The following is a 17,695-nucleotide window of genomic DNA, read 5'->3' as shown; positions in this document are numbered from 1 at the left end:
GGGTGCGTTCGGGTGCAGGGTTGTGTTGTGGGGTCGTAACCGCGGAATTCGATCACGGCCTCTACCACGTTTAAWCACATATCTATGGTTTGGTTACGGTGATTTTGTAGATGCTGCCGGACAAATGGTTCATGGTGATATTAACCGTTTCTTCGCCGGAGATCCTACAGCCGGAACATTCCAAGTAGGGTTCTTCCCAATCATGATGTTCGGTCTTCCAGGTGCTGCACTTGCTATGTACCTCACTTCTAAGAAAAAAAATCGAAAAGAAGTCGGCGGGATGATGTTCTCGCTCGCCTTTACAGCCTTTTTAACAGGTATTACAGAGCCGATAGAATTTACCTTTATGTTCATCGCGCCATTTTTATACGGGATTCACGCGATTTTAACCGGTGTGTCCATGTTTATTACAAACGTTCTCGGAATAAAACTTGGTTTTACATTTAGTGCCGGGGCAATCGATTTTGCGCTAAACTTTACGAAAGGCCATAATGCATGGCAACTCATACCAATTGGCTTAGTCTTCACGGTGATTTATTTCGGTCTCTTCTATTTTGTCATCAAGAAATTCAATTTAAAAACACCAGGACGTGAAGATGAAACGGAAGAAGAGTTGGCAGCAGAAATGCCAAATGCTTCTGTTCAAACCGCAGCGGCTGCTATCGGTGCAACTGAAGCCGAAATTCCAGTGAGTGGTAAAGTAGATAAATATGAAACGATGGCACGAGGTTATCTAGGCGGTTTAGGCGGCCCTGATAACTTAGTGAAAATCGACAATTGTACGACACGCTTACGTTTACAAGTGAAAGATTCTGATTTACTCAATGAACCTGCTCTTAAAAAATCAGGAGCACGAGGGGTCGTTAAACTGAATAAAGAAAATGTGCAAATTATTGTAGGTGCAGATGTAGAATTTGTAGCTGACAAATTGCATGACATTACTGGGAAATAATTTTTTGAGGAGCGAGTACTTATACTCGCTCTTTTTTTACTTGAAAAGTACCAGTGAATTGGTGATAATAAGGAGGAATGGAGTGAATAAAATGTTAGAAGTGATCGTTCAAAATGCAGAAGATGCCAAACGTGCGGAAGCCTACGGTGCTGACCGAATGGAAGTCGTTTCGGCTATTAGTGAAGGAGGACTTACACCAAGTTATGGCGCTATTTCCGAAATCGTTAAAAGCTCTAAACTTGAGGCCATGATGATGATCCGTCCCCATAGTTTTTCATTTGTATACGGAGATGCTGATATCCGGGCGATGAAGCGAGATATTGAGGTTGCGAAAGAAGTTGGCGCAGCAGGTATCGTCTTCGGTGCTTTAACAAAAGAAGGAAAAATAGATACAGCTTTACTCGAGCAAGTCATTAAATGGAAAGGGCAATTAAAACTCACTTTCCACAGAGCGCTAGAAGATGCTTCTGACATCGAAGAAGCGTATCAGGTGCTACGTTCATATGGACGGGATATTGATCAAATTTTAACCTCTGGTGGAACAGACAGTGCCCTAGATTCCTTACCACGTTTAAAAAGATGGATTGAAGACAGCCGCAAGATGCCAGATTCATTCCAGATACTAGTTGGAAGTGGTGTCACAAGCACGAATATAGCGGAATTTCAAGAAGCACTTCACCACACAGATTATCATGTTGGAAGTGGGGCACGCGCCGAGGGGCATTTTGCTAGCCAGTTAGATAGTCAAAAGCTCGCGATATTAAAAGAGCATATTCTAAATTAAACCACCGATAAAGGTGGTTTTTTAGCTATCTAATTCCCTCAAGATAAGCTATAATAGACCAAGGAATATACGGAAAAGGTGGCAAAAATTGTGCAAAGTTTAATTGGTAAAAGCCAAATGATGACGGTAGAAGAAATTAGAGAAGACGGTTTTCTTTTAGAAAAAGAAGGAGAGCGTGTTTTATTAAAAAGAGGGAATACTCAAAATTTAGAGCTTGCGGTTTTTGATAGCGTGCAGGTTTTTGTTTATGTGGACTATGACCACGAACTAACGGCTACAACTACAATCCCGAAAGTGCAAGTAGCCCGTTACGGATTTGGAACAGTCACAGATGTTCGGAAAGATTTAGGTGTTTTCGTAGACATTGGGATTGAAAAGGATGTCGTCGTTTCTATGGATGACATGCCCGCGCTCACACATCTATGGCCAAAAAAAGGAGACCGGTTAATGCTTTCACTTCGGGTGGATGAAAAAACCGCATCTGGGGAGTACTTGGTTCGGAAGCCGAATATAAAGCCATTCGAAAACGAGCAAAAGAAGATATGTTCAACCAAAATGTATCAGGTACGGTCTATAAACTCCTTAAAGTAGGCTCTTTTGTATTAACGGACAACTATTTAATCGGCTTCATCCATGAAAGTGAACGTACGAGTGAACCACGACTTGGGGAATATGTAAAAGCGCGTGTGATCGCCGTTAAACCAGATGGCACCTTGAATTTATCCCTTCGCGGACGCGTCCATGAAGTTTTAAGTGATGATGCGGAGATGATTTTAACCTATTTAAATAGTGTGGGCGGTGAAATGCCATTTGGAGATAAGTCAGAACCTGATGCTATCCGTGCAAAATTTGGTATTAGTAAAGCGCAGTTTAAACGTGCGATTGGTAGCTTAATGAAAGCTAGAAAAGTGACACAAGAGCATGGGCTCATCACGCGATTAAACAGCGAAACCCCCGAATCCGACTAAAGTTGTAGATAAGCTTACAGCTAGAGCGGTTTGTTGCAAGCAATCCATTTTTTTATAATAAAGCTAACATGGCTTGATTTAGATTCAAAAAGGAGGTGTTCGTCATGAAAAAAATCGAGAGTTCCACGCTGTTCATTGGTTTAATCATTCTTATATTAGGAATCGGTTTGGAAGTTTTATTTCAATGGCAACTACTCGTCATGCTCGCGATAGGTATCTTCTTACTTTTTTCTTCGCGAAAAACAGAGCTACCCAAACGGAAACAACGCAATCGTTTATTTTTAGCGGCAGTATTTATTTTAATTGCCATTTTACTGACCTCTACCTTTAAAATTGGGTTAGTGGTTGTTGGGATTTTTGCGATTTTTCATTATATCAGTAGAAAACGAGCGCCTGAATTACTTATGCTCGAAACCTGTGAACCGGAATCCAAGACGGATAAAGCAAATCATTTTATTCGGAATCAGTGGTTTGGCAATCAACGTGTTTTAGATGTTGTATATGAATGGGAAGATATTAATGTGCAAACAGGTATTGGTGATACGATTATTGACCTTGGGAATACCGTTTTACCAACAGGTGAAAGTATTATTATGATTCGCGGGCTATCCGGAAAAATCCGTTTACTCGTGCCATTTGATATAGGGATTTGCCTAGAGCATTCTGCCATCTTTGGAAAACTGCAATACGATAAAGAAAGCACAACCATGCAAAACAATACGGTGAAAATCTATTCCGATAACTATGATGATGCGGCACGGAAAATTAAAATCGTCACTTCCGTTGTGTTTGGGGATTTAGAGGTGATACGTCTATGACCTATACGAAAACCCAAATGGCCTTATGCTCCTCTTTATTACTTGGTGCTTCATTTGTCGGAACGCTTATATATTATCTTGTCAGTAGCTTAAGTTGGTATGAAATCCTATTTCAATCCAAAATTTTATATTTACCCTATATTATTTTTGTTCCTTTAACGGCCATCGCAGCGGGAGTCATCGTCGGAGCGGTTTCCGGGTATGTCATTAAGCAAAAATTTGAGGGCATTGACTTCGCTATACGGTTGCTTGAACAAGGGGATTTAGAGAAGAAAATTCACGACGAGGAAGATGAAAATTTTATCGAAGTGCAACAAGTTTACAAGCAAATTGATCATCTTCGTGAAAAAATGAAATCACAGACTTTGCTGACACAAAGAATAGCGAGCGAAAAAGCAGAAACAAGTGGTGAATCAAAAGAAGCCATTTTGTCCGAGGAACGTCACCGAATTGCTCGGGAATTACACGATTCAGTCAGCCAACAATTATTTGCTGCTATGATGTTACTCTCCGCTTTAAACGAACAAGTGGAAAATAATGCCTCTCCTATTTTGCAGAAGCAATTAAAAATGGTAGAATCAATAGTAAATGAATCACAGTCCGAAATGCGGGCGCTACTCCTCCATTTACGTCCAACACAACTAGAAGGAAAGTCGCTTAAAAAAGGTATGGAGCAACTTCTAAAAGAGTTGACAACAAAATTACCAATTAAAGTGGAGTGGCAGATTGACGATATTAAATTACAAAAAGGCATTGAAGATCATCTGTTTCGTATCGTACAAGAACTTCTCTCCAACACATTACGTCATTCAAAAGCAAAGCTACTGGAAGTCCGTTTTGTTTTAATTGATAATTTGGCAGTTTTAAAAGTAGTGGACGACGGAGTTGGTTTTGATATGAATGCCGTCCCCCAAGGTTCATACGGCTTACAAAATATGCGCGAACGTGTGGCTGAATTTGGCGGGGTGATTAAAATAATTAGTTTTCCCAAAAAAGGGACAAGTGTAGAGATAAAAATTCCGTTAGTGGCGGAGAAGGAAGTGGATGACGAATGATAAAAGTTTTATTAGTAGACGATCATGAAATGGTGCGTATTGGCGTATCTGCTTATTTATCTGTCCAAGATGATATGGAAGTCGTAGGCGAAGCCGAAAATGGACTTGAGGGCGCTAAGATGGCGCTAGATCTTCGTCCAGATATTATCTTAATGGACTTAGTGATGGATGAAATGGACGGCATCGAAGCGACAAAAGAAATCATGCAAAAATGGAAAGAAGCGAAGATTATTATCGTAACCAGCTTTATTGATGATGAAAAAGTATACCCTGCGCTAGAAGCTGGAGCAAGCAGTTATATGCTAAAAACATCAACAGCAAGTGAGATTGCGGATGCTATTCGCGCTACATACGGCGGGGACTCAGTGCTTGAACCTGAAGTGACAGGGAAAATGATGCAACGCTTAACCGCAAAACCAGAAAAAAATCTGCATGATGATTTAACAAACCGCGAAAACGAAATTTTGCTTTTAATCGCAGAAGGAAAATCCAATCAAGAAATTGCAGATGAGCTGTTTATCACACTCAAAACAGTTAAAACACATGTCAGCAATATTTTGTCAAAACTAGACGTACAAGACCGCACACAAGCAGCCATTTATGCTTTTAAACATGATTTGGTTAAAAATCGGGGATAGAAAGGCGTTTTTAGGATGAAAGAAGGATTTGCAGTTATCGGCCTTGGCCGTTTTGGTGGAAGTATTTGCCGCTCTCTTATAGAGCAGGGGATGGAAGTGCTCGCGATTGATTCAAATGAAGAGCGCGTCAATGAATATATGTCGATTGCAACCCATGCGGTGATTGCGAATTCAACGGATGAAAACGCACTTCGGCAATTGGGGATTCGAAATTTTGAACATGTCATCGTCTCTATCGGTGAAGACATTCAATCGAGCATCTTAACTACCCTCATTTTAAAAGAAATGGGTGTTAAATTTGTGACCGCAAAAGCAACGAGTGATAAACATGCCAAATTGCTAGATAAAATTGGGGCAGACCGAGTTGTCCATCCTGAACGAGATATGGGACGACGAATTGCCCACTATATTGTTTCAAAAAATATGCTTGATTATCTCGAACTATCGGATGAATATAGTCTTGTAGAAATTTCCGTTTCAGATCCTAGATTTCTAGGGAAAAGTTTGCAGGAACTCGATTTTAGAAATGAATACGGGGTCAACATAGTAGGAATTAAGCGCGATAAGCAAATGATTATCACACCAGAAGCACAAGCTGTTTTACATGAAGATGATATCCTTATAGTGATTGGTTCTGATGACGATATCGAGCGTTTACAAGAAAAAATTCAATAGTAAGACAAACAATAAAAAGAGCGTTTGTTACGGATTTCAGGCATTTCATTTCGTAAGCGTGCCTCATTTCCAAAAATAAAAAGAGCAGAGAAAATTCTCCGCTCTTTTTATTTTATACTTCCATAATAATAGGTAAAATCATTGGACGTCGTTTTGTTTTTTCATAGAGGAAAGGTTGCAGTGTATCTGTAATTTCATTTTTAATTTCAGACCACTGTGTGGTTTTACGTCCCATCACTTTATTTAAATGTTTTTTTAGCAGGTCCTGTGCTTCACCAATTAAGTTACCCGACTCACGCATATAAATAAAACCACGTGAAATAATATCTGGTCCAGCCATTACTTTTGAATTTTCCATATCAATCGATACGACAACAATAACTAAGCCTTCTTCTGATAAAATTCGACGGTCACGTAACACAATATTTCCGATGTCTCCAATACCACTGCCATCAATATAAACGCTTGCGGCTTGAATTTTACCTGCCACATGGGCGGAATCACTTGTTAAAGCGAGTACATCACCATTTCCGCAAATAAAGCTGTTCTCAAGCGGAACATCGCATTCTGCGGCTGATTCAGCATGGATTTTTTGCATACGATATTCACCGTGAATAGGCATAAAATATTTAGGTTTCATAAGACGTAGCATTAACTTTTGTTCTTGTTGCCCACCATGACCTGAAGTGTGAATGTTATTTACTTTCCCGTGGATAACTTCTGCTCCAGCTTGATAAAGTAAGTTAATAGTACGGTTTACACTAATCGTATTTCCCGGAATAGGGGAGGAAGAGAAGACAACCGTATCACCTGGTTGAATTTGAATTTGACGGTGAGTACCGTTTGCAATACGCGAAAGTGCCGCCATCGGTTCACCTTGACTTCCTGTACAAAGAATTGTTAATTCGTCTGCTGGAATCCGGTTAATCTGATTGGCTTCAACAAATGTATCTTTCGGCGCTTTAATATAACCAAGTTCACGACCAATATCAATGGCAGACTCCATACTACGACCAAACACGGCAATTTTACGCCCTGTTTCAAGTGAAGATTCTACCACTTGTTGTAAACGATAGATATTAGAAGCAAAGGTTGCGAAAATAATTCGTCCAGGAACGTCGCGGAAGATGTTTTTAATGCTTTCACCAACAACACGCTCACTCATTGTGAAATTTGGAACCTCAGCATTTGTACTATCCGATAAGAGGCAAAGTACGCCTTCTTTACCAATTTCAGCCATTTTAGTTAAATTAGCAGGCTCGCCAACAGGAGTAAAATCAAATTTAAAGTCTCCCGTATGCACAATATTACCAGAAGGTGTTTTCACAACAATTCCGTACGTATCTGGGATACTATGCGTGGTTCCGAAAAAAGAAACGCTCGTTTTTCTAAATTTGAAAACATCATCTTCTTCAAATTCATAAATTTTAGCTTGACGTAATAAGCCATGCTCCTCTAATTTATTCCTAATGAGCGCACTTGCAAGTTTACCCGCATAAATAGGAATATTAATTTGTCGAAGTAAATAAGGTACTCCACCGATATGGTCTTCGTGACCATGTGTAATAAATAGCCCTTTAATTTTATCTTTATTTTTGACTAAATACGTGTAATCCGGAATGACATAGTCAATTCCTAACAATTCATCTTCTGGAAATTTAATTCCAGCATCAATTAAGATAATTTCATCTTGAAATTGTACGCCATACGTATTTTTACCGATTTCGCCTAGTCCACCCAAGGCAAAAACAGCCGTCTCATTATTTTTTACAAATTTCATAAAATCCTACTTCTTCCAGAGCGTAAAGCCTGGTTGTCCTTCCTCATACGCTAAGTGTTGATCGCTCAAACCTTCGATATATTCGATGTGGAAAGGTTCATTTTTTAAGCTTTGGCGTACTTCAACTTCATCATTTGCGTTCATGTATAAAGTTTGTGTTTTTTCTCTAACAGGTGTTTCCGTACTTGTTTCTTGATAAAATACTTTAAAAATCATTTTTTTCTCTCCTTAGTAATAAAAATTAAAAAAAGTTCACTTGTATAGGTTACAAGTCCTAAACTTTGATTTTAGTGTTATGGGATATTTCTTTACACGATTAGAAAAAGGCAAAAATAAAGTAGCACAGAAAGACAAAGTAGTCCTAATCTGTGTGACTTCTAATTTGTAAGACTTTAATTAACATACCATCATTCCACGAATTTAAAACAAATTGGTAGAAAATGGTATTATTAAAATCTACTTTTTCCACATGTAATTCAAGTTACCTAATCTCCGAACAATATCCTTGCTATCTAATATACCATAAAATCAGATAAATGTTATAAGAATATCTCTTATTTTTTTAAAAAAAAGTCTTTTTTTATGAGATTTCGCCTTTTTTAATTTGAATTTGGTATACTAAAATAGAAGTCTTAGCCAGAGGAGTATGTATAGATGAGTAAAATCGTATTTTTTGATGTAGATGGTACACTTGTAAATGAGGCAAAAGAAATTCCTGCTTCCACTAAAGAGGCCATTCAATTGCTTAAAGAAAAAGGTGTTTTTGTTGCCATCGCGACAGGAAGAGCCCCTTTTATGTTAGATGAAATTGCGAAGGAGTTAGGCATTCAATCTTTCGTTAGCTATAACGGACAATATGTTATTTTTGAAGGAGAAGTGATTTATAAAAATCCACTTCCACAAGAATCACTCGAGCGCTTGATTACCACCGCTACCGGGCGAGAAAATCCCATCGTCTTCTCTGCAAGTGATTCACTGCGGGTGAATTTACCAAGCCATCCAGGTGTAAAAGAAGGAATGGCCTCAATCAAACGGGAATATCCGAAAGTAGATGCGAACTACTATAAAGGACGAAATATTTATCAATGTCTTTTGTTCTGCGCGGAACAAGAGGACGCTTTTTACCAAAAAAATTTCCCGCAATATCGTTTCTTACGTTGGCATGATGTCTCAGTTGACGTGTGTCCAGCAAATGGTTCAAAAGCAAAGGGTATTCGTGAATTAATTAAAAAACTTGGTTTCCAAATGGAAGACACCTATGCGTTTGGGGATGGCTTAAATGATATTGACATGTTACAAGAAGTAGGGTGTGGCATAGCGATGGGAAACGGACGAGATGAAGTCAAACAAGTTGCAGATTATGTGACTAATTCAGTTGACGAAGACGGAATTATGAATGCTTTAAAACATTTCGAACTTTTGTAGAAATATTCTATCAATTTGAATAATATTGCAAGTTTTATAGGTCAAAAGCCTCTTTTTGTAGAAAAATGGGCTTTTGTTTTTGGTGAAATTTGAACGGTTTTAAACGTTTTTTCGTGAATTTCATTGCAAAAGTCATGCGACAGGTGTACCATATAGAAGTTGCTTTTACACTGTAAAGCAGTCAAAAAATAAAAAGGAGTGTTAACATGAGTGAGCAAAAAGGACATAAGCCATTTGTTCCGTATATACCGGCCTCTAAATCGCTTCCTGAACTTACTGTTACATCAATTGTTTTAGGTATTATCCTAGCTGTTCTTTTCGGCGCTGCAAATGCCTATCTTGGTTTAAAAGTAGGACTAACTGTTTCCGCCTCAATTCCGGCAGCTGTAATTTCAATGGGAATTTTAAGAGGTATATTTAAAAGAGATTCTATTTTAGAAAATAATATTGTGCAAACGATGACAACAGCGGGAGAAGCACTCGGAGCGGGAGCCGTATTTACTATTCCTGCACTCTTTTTAATGGGTGTAGAAATTAAACAAATCATGTTAATTTTTATCGTACTAACAGGTGGATTTTTAGGGGTATTTATGATGGTGCCTTTAAGAAGAATGCTTATTGTAAACGAGCATGAGACGCTTCCTTATCCAGAAGGAACTGCCTGTGCGGAAGTTTTGAAAACTGGCGAAACAGGTGGCTCACAAGCGAAACTAGTGGCACTTGGCTTTTTAGCAGGTGGGACTGTTAAAATTTTAACGGATGGATTTAAATTATTCAAAAGTGAAATTCAAGTGGGTGTCTATAAATTTCAAAATGCGTTTGTTGGGACGCAAATTTATCCGGCTTTAGTCGGTGTAGGCTTTATTATTGGCCCGCGTATTGCCGGTCAAATGGTAGCAGGTGGCTTAATGGCCTCTCTAGTACTAGTACCAGCAATTGCCTTTTTTGGCGGAGAAAGTTCGCAAATTATTTTTCCAGCTAGTGAAGCACTTAAAAACCTCGATGCTGCTGGGATTTGGGATAATTACATAAGATATATTGGTGCTGGGGCAGTTGCTGCAGGTGGACTTATTACACTTGTTAAAACATTACCAGCTATTATTCAAACTTTACGTAGTACGATGCAAAGTATGAATAAAAATAAGGGAAATAAAATGCTTGAATTAGAACGTACAGATAAAGATATCCCAATGAAATGGGTCTTAATTTGTATTGCGGTAATTCTTGTTATTATTGCTTTTGATCCATTTACAAACGTTGGCATCATTGGCGCTATTGCGATTGGTATTTTCGGATTTTTATTTGTTACAGTTGCTTCTCGAATTGTTGGGATTGTTGGGAGTTCCTCTTCACCAGTATCAGGAATGACTATCGCGACACTACTTATCGTAGCACTTGTGTATAAGGCGTTTGGTTACCACGGCGATCAAGGGATTATTTTAACTTTAACTGTTGCAGCTATTGTATGTTCAGCTTTAGCGGTTGCAGGAGATATTTCTCAAGATTTAAAAACAGGTTATTTAGTTGGTGGGACGCCTTGGAAACAACAAGTAGCCATGATGATTGGTGTGCTAGCAAGTGGTTTAGTTATGGGCTATATTTTGACATTACTTGATAATGCTTATGGTATGGGTTCTGCTGAATTACCAGCACCAAAAGCGATGTTAATGAAAATTTTAGCTGAGGGTATTTTAAATGGAAATTTGCCTTGGACATTAATTTTTATTGGCGTTTCGATTGCGATTGTTATTGAATTTTTAGGAATGAATTCGTTAGTATTTGCTGTAGGTCTTTACTTGCCACTAAATATTAGTGCAACCGTTATGTTCGGTGGATTTGTTCGAATGATAGTAAATACTGTTATTAAACGTAAGAAAGAATCAAGTGAGGAAGGAAAAGGAGCTACACGAATTGAACGCGGAACATTATTTGCTTCTGGGCTAATTGCTGGTGAATCATTACTCGGTGTCATTATTGCGTTCATTATTTCTATCAATGCGAATATCATTCCAACTGATGTCCTTATTCAAAATCAGTGGTTGCCGTTTATTGTCTTTATCATTATATGTGCCTTGTTATATATTTCAACAGTTCCTCGGTCGAAAAAAGTAAAATAGGAGGTAGGTTTTGTGGCAAAAGAAAAAGTGAATTTGCTTGATCAAATCCCGATTTTAAAAGAAAAATTGCAAGTTACAAAAGAGGAAGATAAAGCTTATTTGCTAGTAGCACGAAATAATCCTGTTGAAAAAATAGCCAATTCGTTTTTTTAAACAAAAAGCTTTTCGAAAAATTAATTTAGATGCAGAAGGTGAATTTATTTTAAGCCGAATAGATGGAAAAAAGAGCGTTTTAGTACTTGAAGAAGAATTTAATAGAGTGTTCGGTAATGACGATGGAATGAGCTTAGCTCGCCTTATTCGCTTTTTGCAAATTATAGAATCGTATGGTTGGTTAAAGTGGAAATCAGCATAGAATAAACCAGGGAGCGAGGAGCTCTCTGGTTTTTTTTGACAGAACTGGAAAAGTATGGCAATAATAAAGAAAAACATATTGGAGGGCTAATATGGAATTACTCGTTTTTGATTTTGGTGGAACTAGTGTAAAAGGTGGCGTTTTTCAGACAGACAAGCTGGTAGATACTTTTTCATTCCCCACCCCTAAAACGTGGACAGAAATGAAAGCGTTACTAAAAAAAGAACAAGATAAGCGACAAACTACATATGCGTTTAAAGGTGTTGCGATAAGTGCGCCTGGAGTTGTTTTAAATGAAGAGGGAATCATTGATGGCATTAGTGCCATTCCTTATATTCATCATTTTCCGATTAAACAAGAACTAATCGACTTATTCGAACTTCCTGTTGCTATGATTAATGATGCAAATGCAGCTGGCATGGCAGAAGCACTACTGGGAGCTGCAAAGGGTTTAAAACGCGTCCTGTTTTTAATTCTTGGAACGGGTGTTGGTGGTGTGTTTATCCAAGATGGACAACTTTACGTAGGAAAACATGGTTATGCAGGTGAATACGGAATGATCTTTTTAGAAGGCGAGAAGACATTCAGTGATCTTGGAACCGTCGTCCGACTTGTGGAACGTTACAGTGAACAAACGAATGAGGCGACCGAAAATCTTAGTGGAGAAATTATTTTTGAGCGTGCGAAAAACGGAGATCAAATCGCTCAGGATGAAATTCAAAAATTTTACCGAACATTGGCACTTGGGATTTTTAATTTACAGGTCGCGTTTGATCCCGATTGTATTGTGCTCGGGGGAGGCATTTCTTCGCGTGCGACGTTTCTTGATGAAATAAAGGCAGAAATGAAAGCTTTTTTGAAAGAAAAAGAATGGGAGTATTTTGCGCCTGAGCTCCGACAATGTGCGTTTCAAAATCAAGCTAATTTAATTGGTGCTGTTGAATATTTTAAAAGTATAACAAAAATGATAAAAGAAGAGCTAGTTTCTGCTTATGAAATTAGCTCTTTTTAAATTTTTTTTTAAATTTTTTTGAGTAAGCAAACCTTCTTATCACACAACCTACAATTTTTGTATATTTGTAAATGAAAAAAGGGGGTTGTCATATCCTTAAAAGCCCATTATACTGGACTTGTAAATGAAGAAAGCGCTTTGATATTCGAAACTTTTTTTGAATATCTTTTATTTACTCTAATATACAATTTTTTGTACTTTTGAAAGGAGAGCAAACGATGAGTGTGCAAGGATACCAAAAAATCGGATTAGCTGTTATTTTTTTAGCGAAAAAGATGATGACATTGAAAGTTTCGGACCGTATTCAAACAATCGAAGAATATACGCAAGAAGCCCAAGTTTCAAGAGGAACGATTCAAAATGCTTTTCGCTTTTTAAAAGATAATCAGGCGATTTCGCTTGTTTCAAAAGGTCATCTTGGTACATTTATCGGGGACATGGATTATCAAAAATTATGGAATTTGACAGAGATTGGGATTTTAACCGGGGCCATGCCGCTTCCTTATAGTGTTTTATATGAAGGACTTGCAACTGGACTTTATAAGGCGGCTGAGGATTATGGCATTGAAACCAATATCGCTTATGTAAGCGGTTCAAAAACGAGGATTGATTTATTAAAACGAGGTCGTTATGACTATGTGATTACCTCGAAATCGACTGCTGATGCTGCGATAAAAGACTCGGAACCTGTTAAAACTTGCTTTGCATTTGGTGCTAAAACGTATTTATCGGAACATGTTCTTTTACTAGCAGATAAATCAAAAGAGCGAATTGAGGATGGCATGCGAGTTGGGCTCGATCCTACTTCTATAGACATGGAGTTGCTTACAAAATACGCTTGTGAGGGTAGAAACGTGAATTACGTGACTATGCCTTATAATCAAATTGTTAATCAAATTCGTGCCAACCGAATTGATGCCGGAATTTGGAACTATGATGAAATTAAAGAAAAACAAATTCCCGTTGCCATTCGTCCAATTGGAAATAGTGCCATCACAAAAGATGCCTCGAATGCGGTTGTGCTTGTTCGAGAAAACGAAACAGGAATTTCCAATTTCCTTAAGGCGGTTATTAAACGCGAGACCGTTTTAAATTATCAAATTGCCGTAATGAAAAATGAAATTATGCCACAATACTAAAAGGTGCTGATGAAATGTTAAGACAAAAAATCGAATTGCTTTTTGAAGCAAAACAAATTAGCAATGAAAATTTTATTTATTTACAAAAAACGTTAGAAACAATCGAATTAATTCCCATTTCTCTTGAAGATGAAAAAGTTCATGTCTTAGTGACTCATCTCGCTATGGCGATTGCACGTCAAGAGAAGGGGGAGAGCATGCAGGAAATGGACGCGGCTATTTTTAAAGATATCGCGGCTCAAGAAGCTTTTCCACGAGCAAAAAAGTTGTGGGAAAAATTGCAAGATGATATCCCTGTAGCGTTTTCGGAAGCTGAAACACAATATATGATGCTTCATTTGTGCCAAGTAGCCTAAAAAGAACTGGAGTGAGTTTAGAAATGACTAAAAAAATTGCAATTGGTGGACAATTAGGGAAAGTCGAAATTGAAAAAGTAATCACGGAAATTGCTGGTGGACAGTTAGAGTTTGTTGTAAAAAGTGATTTAGACGCTGCCATGGCACTAAAAAACGGAGAAGTAGACTATTATGTAGGTGCTTGTGAAACAGGTTCAGGTGGTGCCCTTGCGATGGCTATTGCTCTAGTCGGAGCTTCTCATTGTGTGACAATCGCTTCACCAAGCTCTGTCATGACTAGCGATGAAATTTTAGAACAAGTAAAAAATGGAAAGACAGCTTTTGGTTTTACAAAAAATAGTATTGATCAAGTTCTTCCAGTATTAATAAAAGCGCTAATTTAATTGATTTATCATTTATTTTTCGCTTATTCAATCAATATACAAAAAATTATACTTTGAAAGGGGTATAAAGATGGATTTTGCACAACTATTAGATTACATCATTATTGCATGTGTTGGGGGACTCGGTTCGATACTTGCTAATCGAGGGATTGCCGTTTTCAACGATGGTTTACGACCGATTATGCCGGAATATTTAGAAGGGAAAATTACGCGTAGAGAGTTAGCGGCAACAAGTTTTGCACTTAGTTTTGGTCTTGTTATTGGATTTGGTATTCCTATTTCTATTGGAACGACCATTATTGTTGCCCACAGTATTTTACTAGCAGCAGATATTATTGGAACTTGGACCCCGAATAATAAGTGGGGCACAGTATTAGCAGGTGGAATTGGGGCTTTATACAGTATCGGTGTTATGATTGGTCTTCAATTTGTCGTGGATCTTTTCGCAATGTTACCAGTTGATTTCCTAGGTTCATTAGGTTCAATCGCAGGCCCTGTATTTGTTGCATTTGCTGTTTTCCCAGCGATTGCAGTTGCGTACCAACATGGTTTCTTAAAGGGTATTATTGCATTCATTATTACATTTGTTGCCTACTTGCTTGTTGCCAAATTTGGGACTTTCAATGTAGCAGGAAGCAAACTCTCACTTTCTCCTGAAGGTATGTCTCTTATGGTCGCGATGCTTGTTATGATTGGCTTTGCGATGACGAAAAAAGGGGATGGGAGCGGTGCGAATACGAGCTTGCTTAGTATCTTCGCCGAGCGTGTTGCACGTATTCGAAAAAATTGGATTTGGCTCGCATTAATGGGCGGCTTTATCGCATGTGCTTCTTCTTTATTAATCGTTGCAGTCGATGTGTTACCACATCAATTGATGAATAAAGGAGAGTATAATGAAGCAGCAATTGCGACAATTGCTCGTGCGATTGGTTTCATACCACTTGTTTTCTCAACAGCTATTGTAACTGGTGTATACGGTATGGCTGGAACGACAATGGTATTTGGGATTGGATTATTGCTTCGCGAACATCCAGTTTTAGCGTTTTTTGCAGGCGCATTATGTATGTATTTAGAAGTTATCTTATTAGCTACGATTACAAAAGGACTTGATAAATTCCCAGGTATTCGTGATATGGGTGAGCATATTCGTTCTTCGATGACAAAAGTAATCGAGATTGCTTTATTAATCGGTAGTGCTATTGCATGTAATATGATTGCTCCTTCGATTGGGTATTTTTGGTTAATTGGTTTTTATTTACTCAACCGTACAGCGAAAAAACCAATTGTAGATTTAGCAGTTGGCCCTATAGCTACGATTTTATTAGGTGTTTTAGTAAATATCTTGCATGTACTAGGGATGATTTAAGAAAGAAGGCGTTTTAAATGCTACAAGAAGGCATTACTTATATACATGAACATATGACAATCGATTTATCAGAAGTAAAAGAAAGTGAAGATTGTAAGCTTGATTTGCTCGACGAAACGATTGAAGAAATGAAAGAATTATACGCGCTTGGTGTAAGAAACATTATTGATATGACCAATACTGGTATGGGCAGAAACATCCCTTATGTGGAGAGAATCATGCAAGAAACAGGTATGACAATTGTTCATGCAACAGGCTATTATCAGCATATGTGTTTGCCTATTCAAGTATTTGAAAAAAGTGTATCCGAGCTAGCGGAACGAATGATTCGTGAAATTCAAGTTGGCATTAAAGGAACCAAATCAAGAGCAGGTGTCATTGGTGAAATTGCGACAAGTGAAAATGTGTGGACAGATGCTGAGAAAAAAGTTTTTGATGCAGCCATTATTGCCCATAAAGAAACAGGTACACCGATTAGCACACATACTTCGATTGGCACACTAGGCCATGAACAAGTTTCTTATTTTAAAGAGCAAAAAATAGATATGGAAAAAGTCATCATTGGACATGTTGATTTAACTGGTGATGCCGAATATGTATTACACATGCTAGATCAAGGTGTTTATGTTGAATTTGATACCATCGGAAAAGAAAGCTATATGCCAGATTTAACCCGTATCAAAATGCTTCATGAAATTGAAAAACGAGGGTTTACGGATAAAGTATGTTTATCCATGGACATTACAAGAAAATCGCATTTGAAGAAAAATGGTGGACTAGGTTATGCCTATTTATTAACGGATTTTGTGCCACAGCTACGTGAAGCAGGCATTTCCGAAAGTTTTATCCAAAAAATGCTCGTTCATAATCCGCGCGCGTTTTTTAAATAAGGAGTCGAATTAGATGAAAACTTATCCACTAGAAAGTATTTCTATAAAAGAAGCTACAAAAAAGCAATTTGCGCTTATTGATACGGTTACACGGCATTTTAATGGGTATGCGATTTTAAGTCAAGGTGACCTTGGCGTCCATCCTTCTGGAAATCGACCTGTTTCGACACAAAAAGCGGAACAAGTTATCGCTGATTTTTTTAAACAAGAAAGTGCTATGTTAGTTAGAGGAGCTGGGACGATGGCGATTAGGCTAGCTCTTTCTAGTATGGTAGAGCCAGGTGATACGGTTTTAATTCATGCGGCTCCGATTTATCCGACGACGGAAAGCACAATTAAAATGCTCGGGTTAAAAACGGAAAAAGTCGATTTTAACAAAAAAATAGAAGTGGAAGAAGCGTTAAAAACGACAAAAGCCAAAGTAGCCATTGTTCAGTATACACGGCAAAAGCCAGATGATAGCTATAATATGGGTGAAATCGTGCCACTATTAGCCGAGAAAATGAAGGTTGTAACAGATGACAATTATGCGGTGATGAAGGTTCCGAAAATTGGCGCGGAGTACGGCGCTGCGGTATCGTGTTTTTCAACTTTCAAATTGCTTGGCCCTGAAGGTGTTGGATGTATTGTGGGGGATAGCGAGGTTATTCAAGCAATTAGAAAAGAAAACTATTCAGGTGGGTTACAAGTGCAGGGTCATGAAGCGCTTCAAGTTTTACGCGGACTGATTTATGCTCCTGTGGCGCTAGCGATTGAGGCGGAAGTTATTGATGAAATTTATGACCGTTTACAGAAGAAGGAAGTTCATGGAATTAAAAATGTCATGATTGCGAGTGCCCAGTCAAAAGTGATTTTAGTGGAGTTAGAGGATGTGCCTGCCCCTCTTGTTTTAAAACATGCTGAGCAATTAGGTGCTGCTCCTCATCCTGTTGGCGCTGAGTCCAAATATGAATTTGTACCTATGTTTTACCGCGTCTCAGGT

General features: G+C 38.2%; 18 protein-coding genes and 1 pseudogene. 17 read left to right on the top strand and 2 right to left on the bottom strand.

Annotated features, from left to right (window positions below):
• The 7 genes and pseudogenes from LFLEISCH_RS12685 to LFLEISCH_RS12655 form a co-directional block, all read left to right on the top strand.
• Positions 1–952 (top strand): PTS transporter subunit EIIC (locus tag LFLEISCH_RS12685; protein WP_007477201.1); only part of this gene is annotated, 952 nt, incomplete at its 5' end.
• A gap of 91 nt (positions 953–1,043) precedes the next feature.
• On the top strand, positions 1,044–1,736 hold the full coding sequence (locus LFLEISCH_RS12680) for a copper homeostasis protein CutC (RefSeq protein WP_007477198.1): 693 nt from the start codon (positions 1,044–1,046) through the stop codon (positions 1,734–1,736).
• A gap of 90 nt (positions 1,737–1,826) precedes the next feature.
• Positions 1,827–2,704 (top strand): annotated as a pseudogene (locus tag LFLEISCH_RS12675) (CvfB family protein).
• Between the two features lie 104 nt (positions 2,705–2,808).
• On the top strand, positions 2,809–3,522 hold the full coding sequence (liaF, locus tag LFLEISCH_RS12670; RefSeq protein WP_007477196.1) for a cell wall-active antibiotics response protein LiaF: 714 nt from the start codon (positions 2,809–2,811) through the stop codon (positions 3,520–3,522).
• Entirely contained in the window at positions 3,519–4,577 is a 1,059-nt protein-coding gene (locus tag LFLEISCH_RS12665; RefSeq protein WP_007477194.1) for a sensor histidine kinase, read from the top strand. The genes liaF and LFLEISCH_RS12665 overlap by 4 nt, the downstream gene beginning before the upstream one ends.
• Positions 4,574–5,215: a response regulator gene (locus LFLEISCH_RS12660; RefSeq protein WP_007477192.1), complete on the top strand. Its 642-nt coding sequence runs from the start codon at positions 4,574–4,576 to the stop codon at positions 5,213–5,215. Before LFLEISCH_RS12665 ends, LFLEISCH_RS12660 begins: the two co-directional genes overlap by 4 nt.
• A gap of 15 nt (positions 5,216–5,230) precedes the next feature.
• Positions 5,231–5,890: a potassium channel family protein gene (locus LFLEISCH_RS12655; RefSeq protein ID WP_007477191.1), complete on the top strand. Its 660-nt coding sequence runs from the start codon at positions 5,231–5,233 to the stop codon at positions 5,888–5,890.
• A 112-nt stretch (positions 5,891–6,002) separates the two neighbouring features.
• Here LFLEISCH_RS12655 and rnjA read toward each other — a convergent pair whose 3' ends face one another.
• Positions 6,003–7,670, bottom strand: a complete 1,668-nt coding sequence (rnjA, locus tag LFLEISCH_RS12650) for a ribonuclease J1 (protein WP_007477189.1) — start codon at positions 7,668–7,670, stop codon at positions 6,003–6,005.
• A 6-nt stretch (positions 7,671–7,676) separates the two neighbouring features.
• Positions 7,677–7,886 carry a DNA-dependent RNA polymerase subunit epsilon gene (locus LFLEISCH_RS12645; protein WP_007477186.1) on the bottom strand — a complete coding sequence of 70 codons (210 nt, stop codon included), beginning with the start codon at positions 7,884–7,886 and terminating at the stop codon, positions 7,677–7,679.
• 438 nt (positions 7,887–8,324) lie between these two features.
• Here LFLEISCH_RS12645 and LFLEISCH_RS12640 point away from each other — a divergent pair, with 438 nt between their 5' ends.
• From LFLEISCH_RS12640 to LFLEISCH_RS12600, 10 genes are all read left to right on the top strand, one after another.
• A complete protein-coding gene (locus tag LFLEISCH_RS12640) occupies positions 8,325–9,095 on the top strand; it encodes a Cof-type HAD-IIB family hydrolase (protein WP_007477184.1) in 771 nt (256 codons plus the stop codon).
• A 206-nt stretch (positions 9,096–9,301) separates the two neighbouring features.
• Entirely contained in the window at positions 9,302–11,212 is a 1,911-nt protein-coding gene (locus tag LFLEISCH_RS12635; protein ID WP_007477182.1) for an OPT family oligopeptide transporter, read from the top strand.
• A 12-nt stretch (positions 11,213–11,224) separates the two neighbouring features.
• On the top strand, positions 11,225–11,365 hold the full coding sequence (locus LFLEISCH_RS15420) for a hypothetical protein (RefSeq protein WP_159099774.1): 141 nt from the start codon (positions 11,225–11,227) through the stop codon (positions 11,363–11,365).
• 293 nt (positions 11,366–11,658) lie between these two features.
• Positions 11,659–12,579, top strand: coding sequence for an ROK family protein (locus LFLEISCH_RS12630; RefSeq protein ID WP_007477179.1), 921 nt, complete (start codon positions 11,659–11,661; stop codon positions 12,577–12,579).
• 218 nt (positions 12,580–12,797) lie between these two features.
• A complete protein-coding gene (yhfZ, locus tag LFLEISCH_RS12625) occupies positions 12,798–13,718 on the top strand; it encodes a GntR family transcriptional regulator YhfZ (RefSeq protein WP_007477176.1) in 921 nt (306 codons plus the stop codon).
• A 14-nt stretch (positions 13,719–13,732) separates the two neighbouring features.
• Positions 13,733–14,074: a PRD domain-containing protein gene (locus tag LFLEISCH_RS12620; protein WP_007477174.1), complete on the top strand. Its 342-nt coding sequence runs from the start codon at positions 13,733–13,735 to the stop codon at positions 14,072–14,074.
• Between the two features lie 23 nt (positions 14,075–14,097).
• Complete coding sequence (locus LFLEISCH_RS12615) at positions 14,098–14,457, top strand: DUF2620 domain-containing protein (protein WP_007477172.1); 360 nt, start codon at positions 14,098–14,100, stop codon at positions 14,455–14,457.
• A 70-nt stretch (positions 14,458–14,527) separates the two neighbouring features.
• Entirely contained in the window at positions 14,528–15,823 is a 1,296-nt protein-coding gene (locus LFLEISCH_RS12610) for a YhfT family protein (protein WP_007477169.1), read from the top strand.
• 17 nt (positions 15,824–15,840) lie between these two features.
• On the top strand, positions 15,841–16,713 hold the full coding sequence (locus LFLEISCH_RS12605; RefSeq protein ID WP_007477167.1) for a phosphotriesterase family protein: 873 nt from the start codon (positions 15,841–15,843) through the stop codon (positions 16,711–16,713).
• Between the two features lie 13 nt (positions 16,714–16,726).
• The coding region (locus tag LFLEISCH_RS12600; RefSeq protein ID WP_007477165.1) for an aminotransferase class V-fold PLP-dependent enzyme at positions 16,727–17,695 on the top strand (969 nt) is incomplete at its 3' end.

Origin of the sequence: Listeria fleischmannii subsp. fleischmannii LU2006-1 (genome assembly GCF_000344175.1) — a bacterium.
GTDB lineage: Bacteria > Bacillota > Bacilli > Lactobacillales > Listeriaceae > Listeria > Listeria fleischmannii.
Note: the sequence above shows the minus strand (reverse complement) of the source record. Positions and strands in the feature narration are given on the sequence as shown.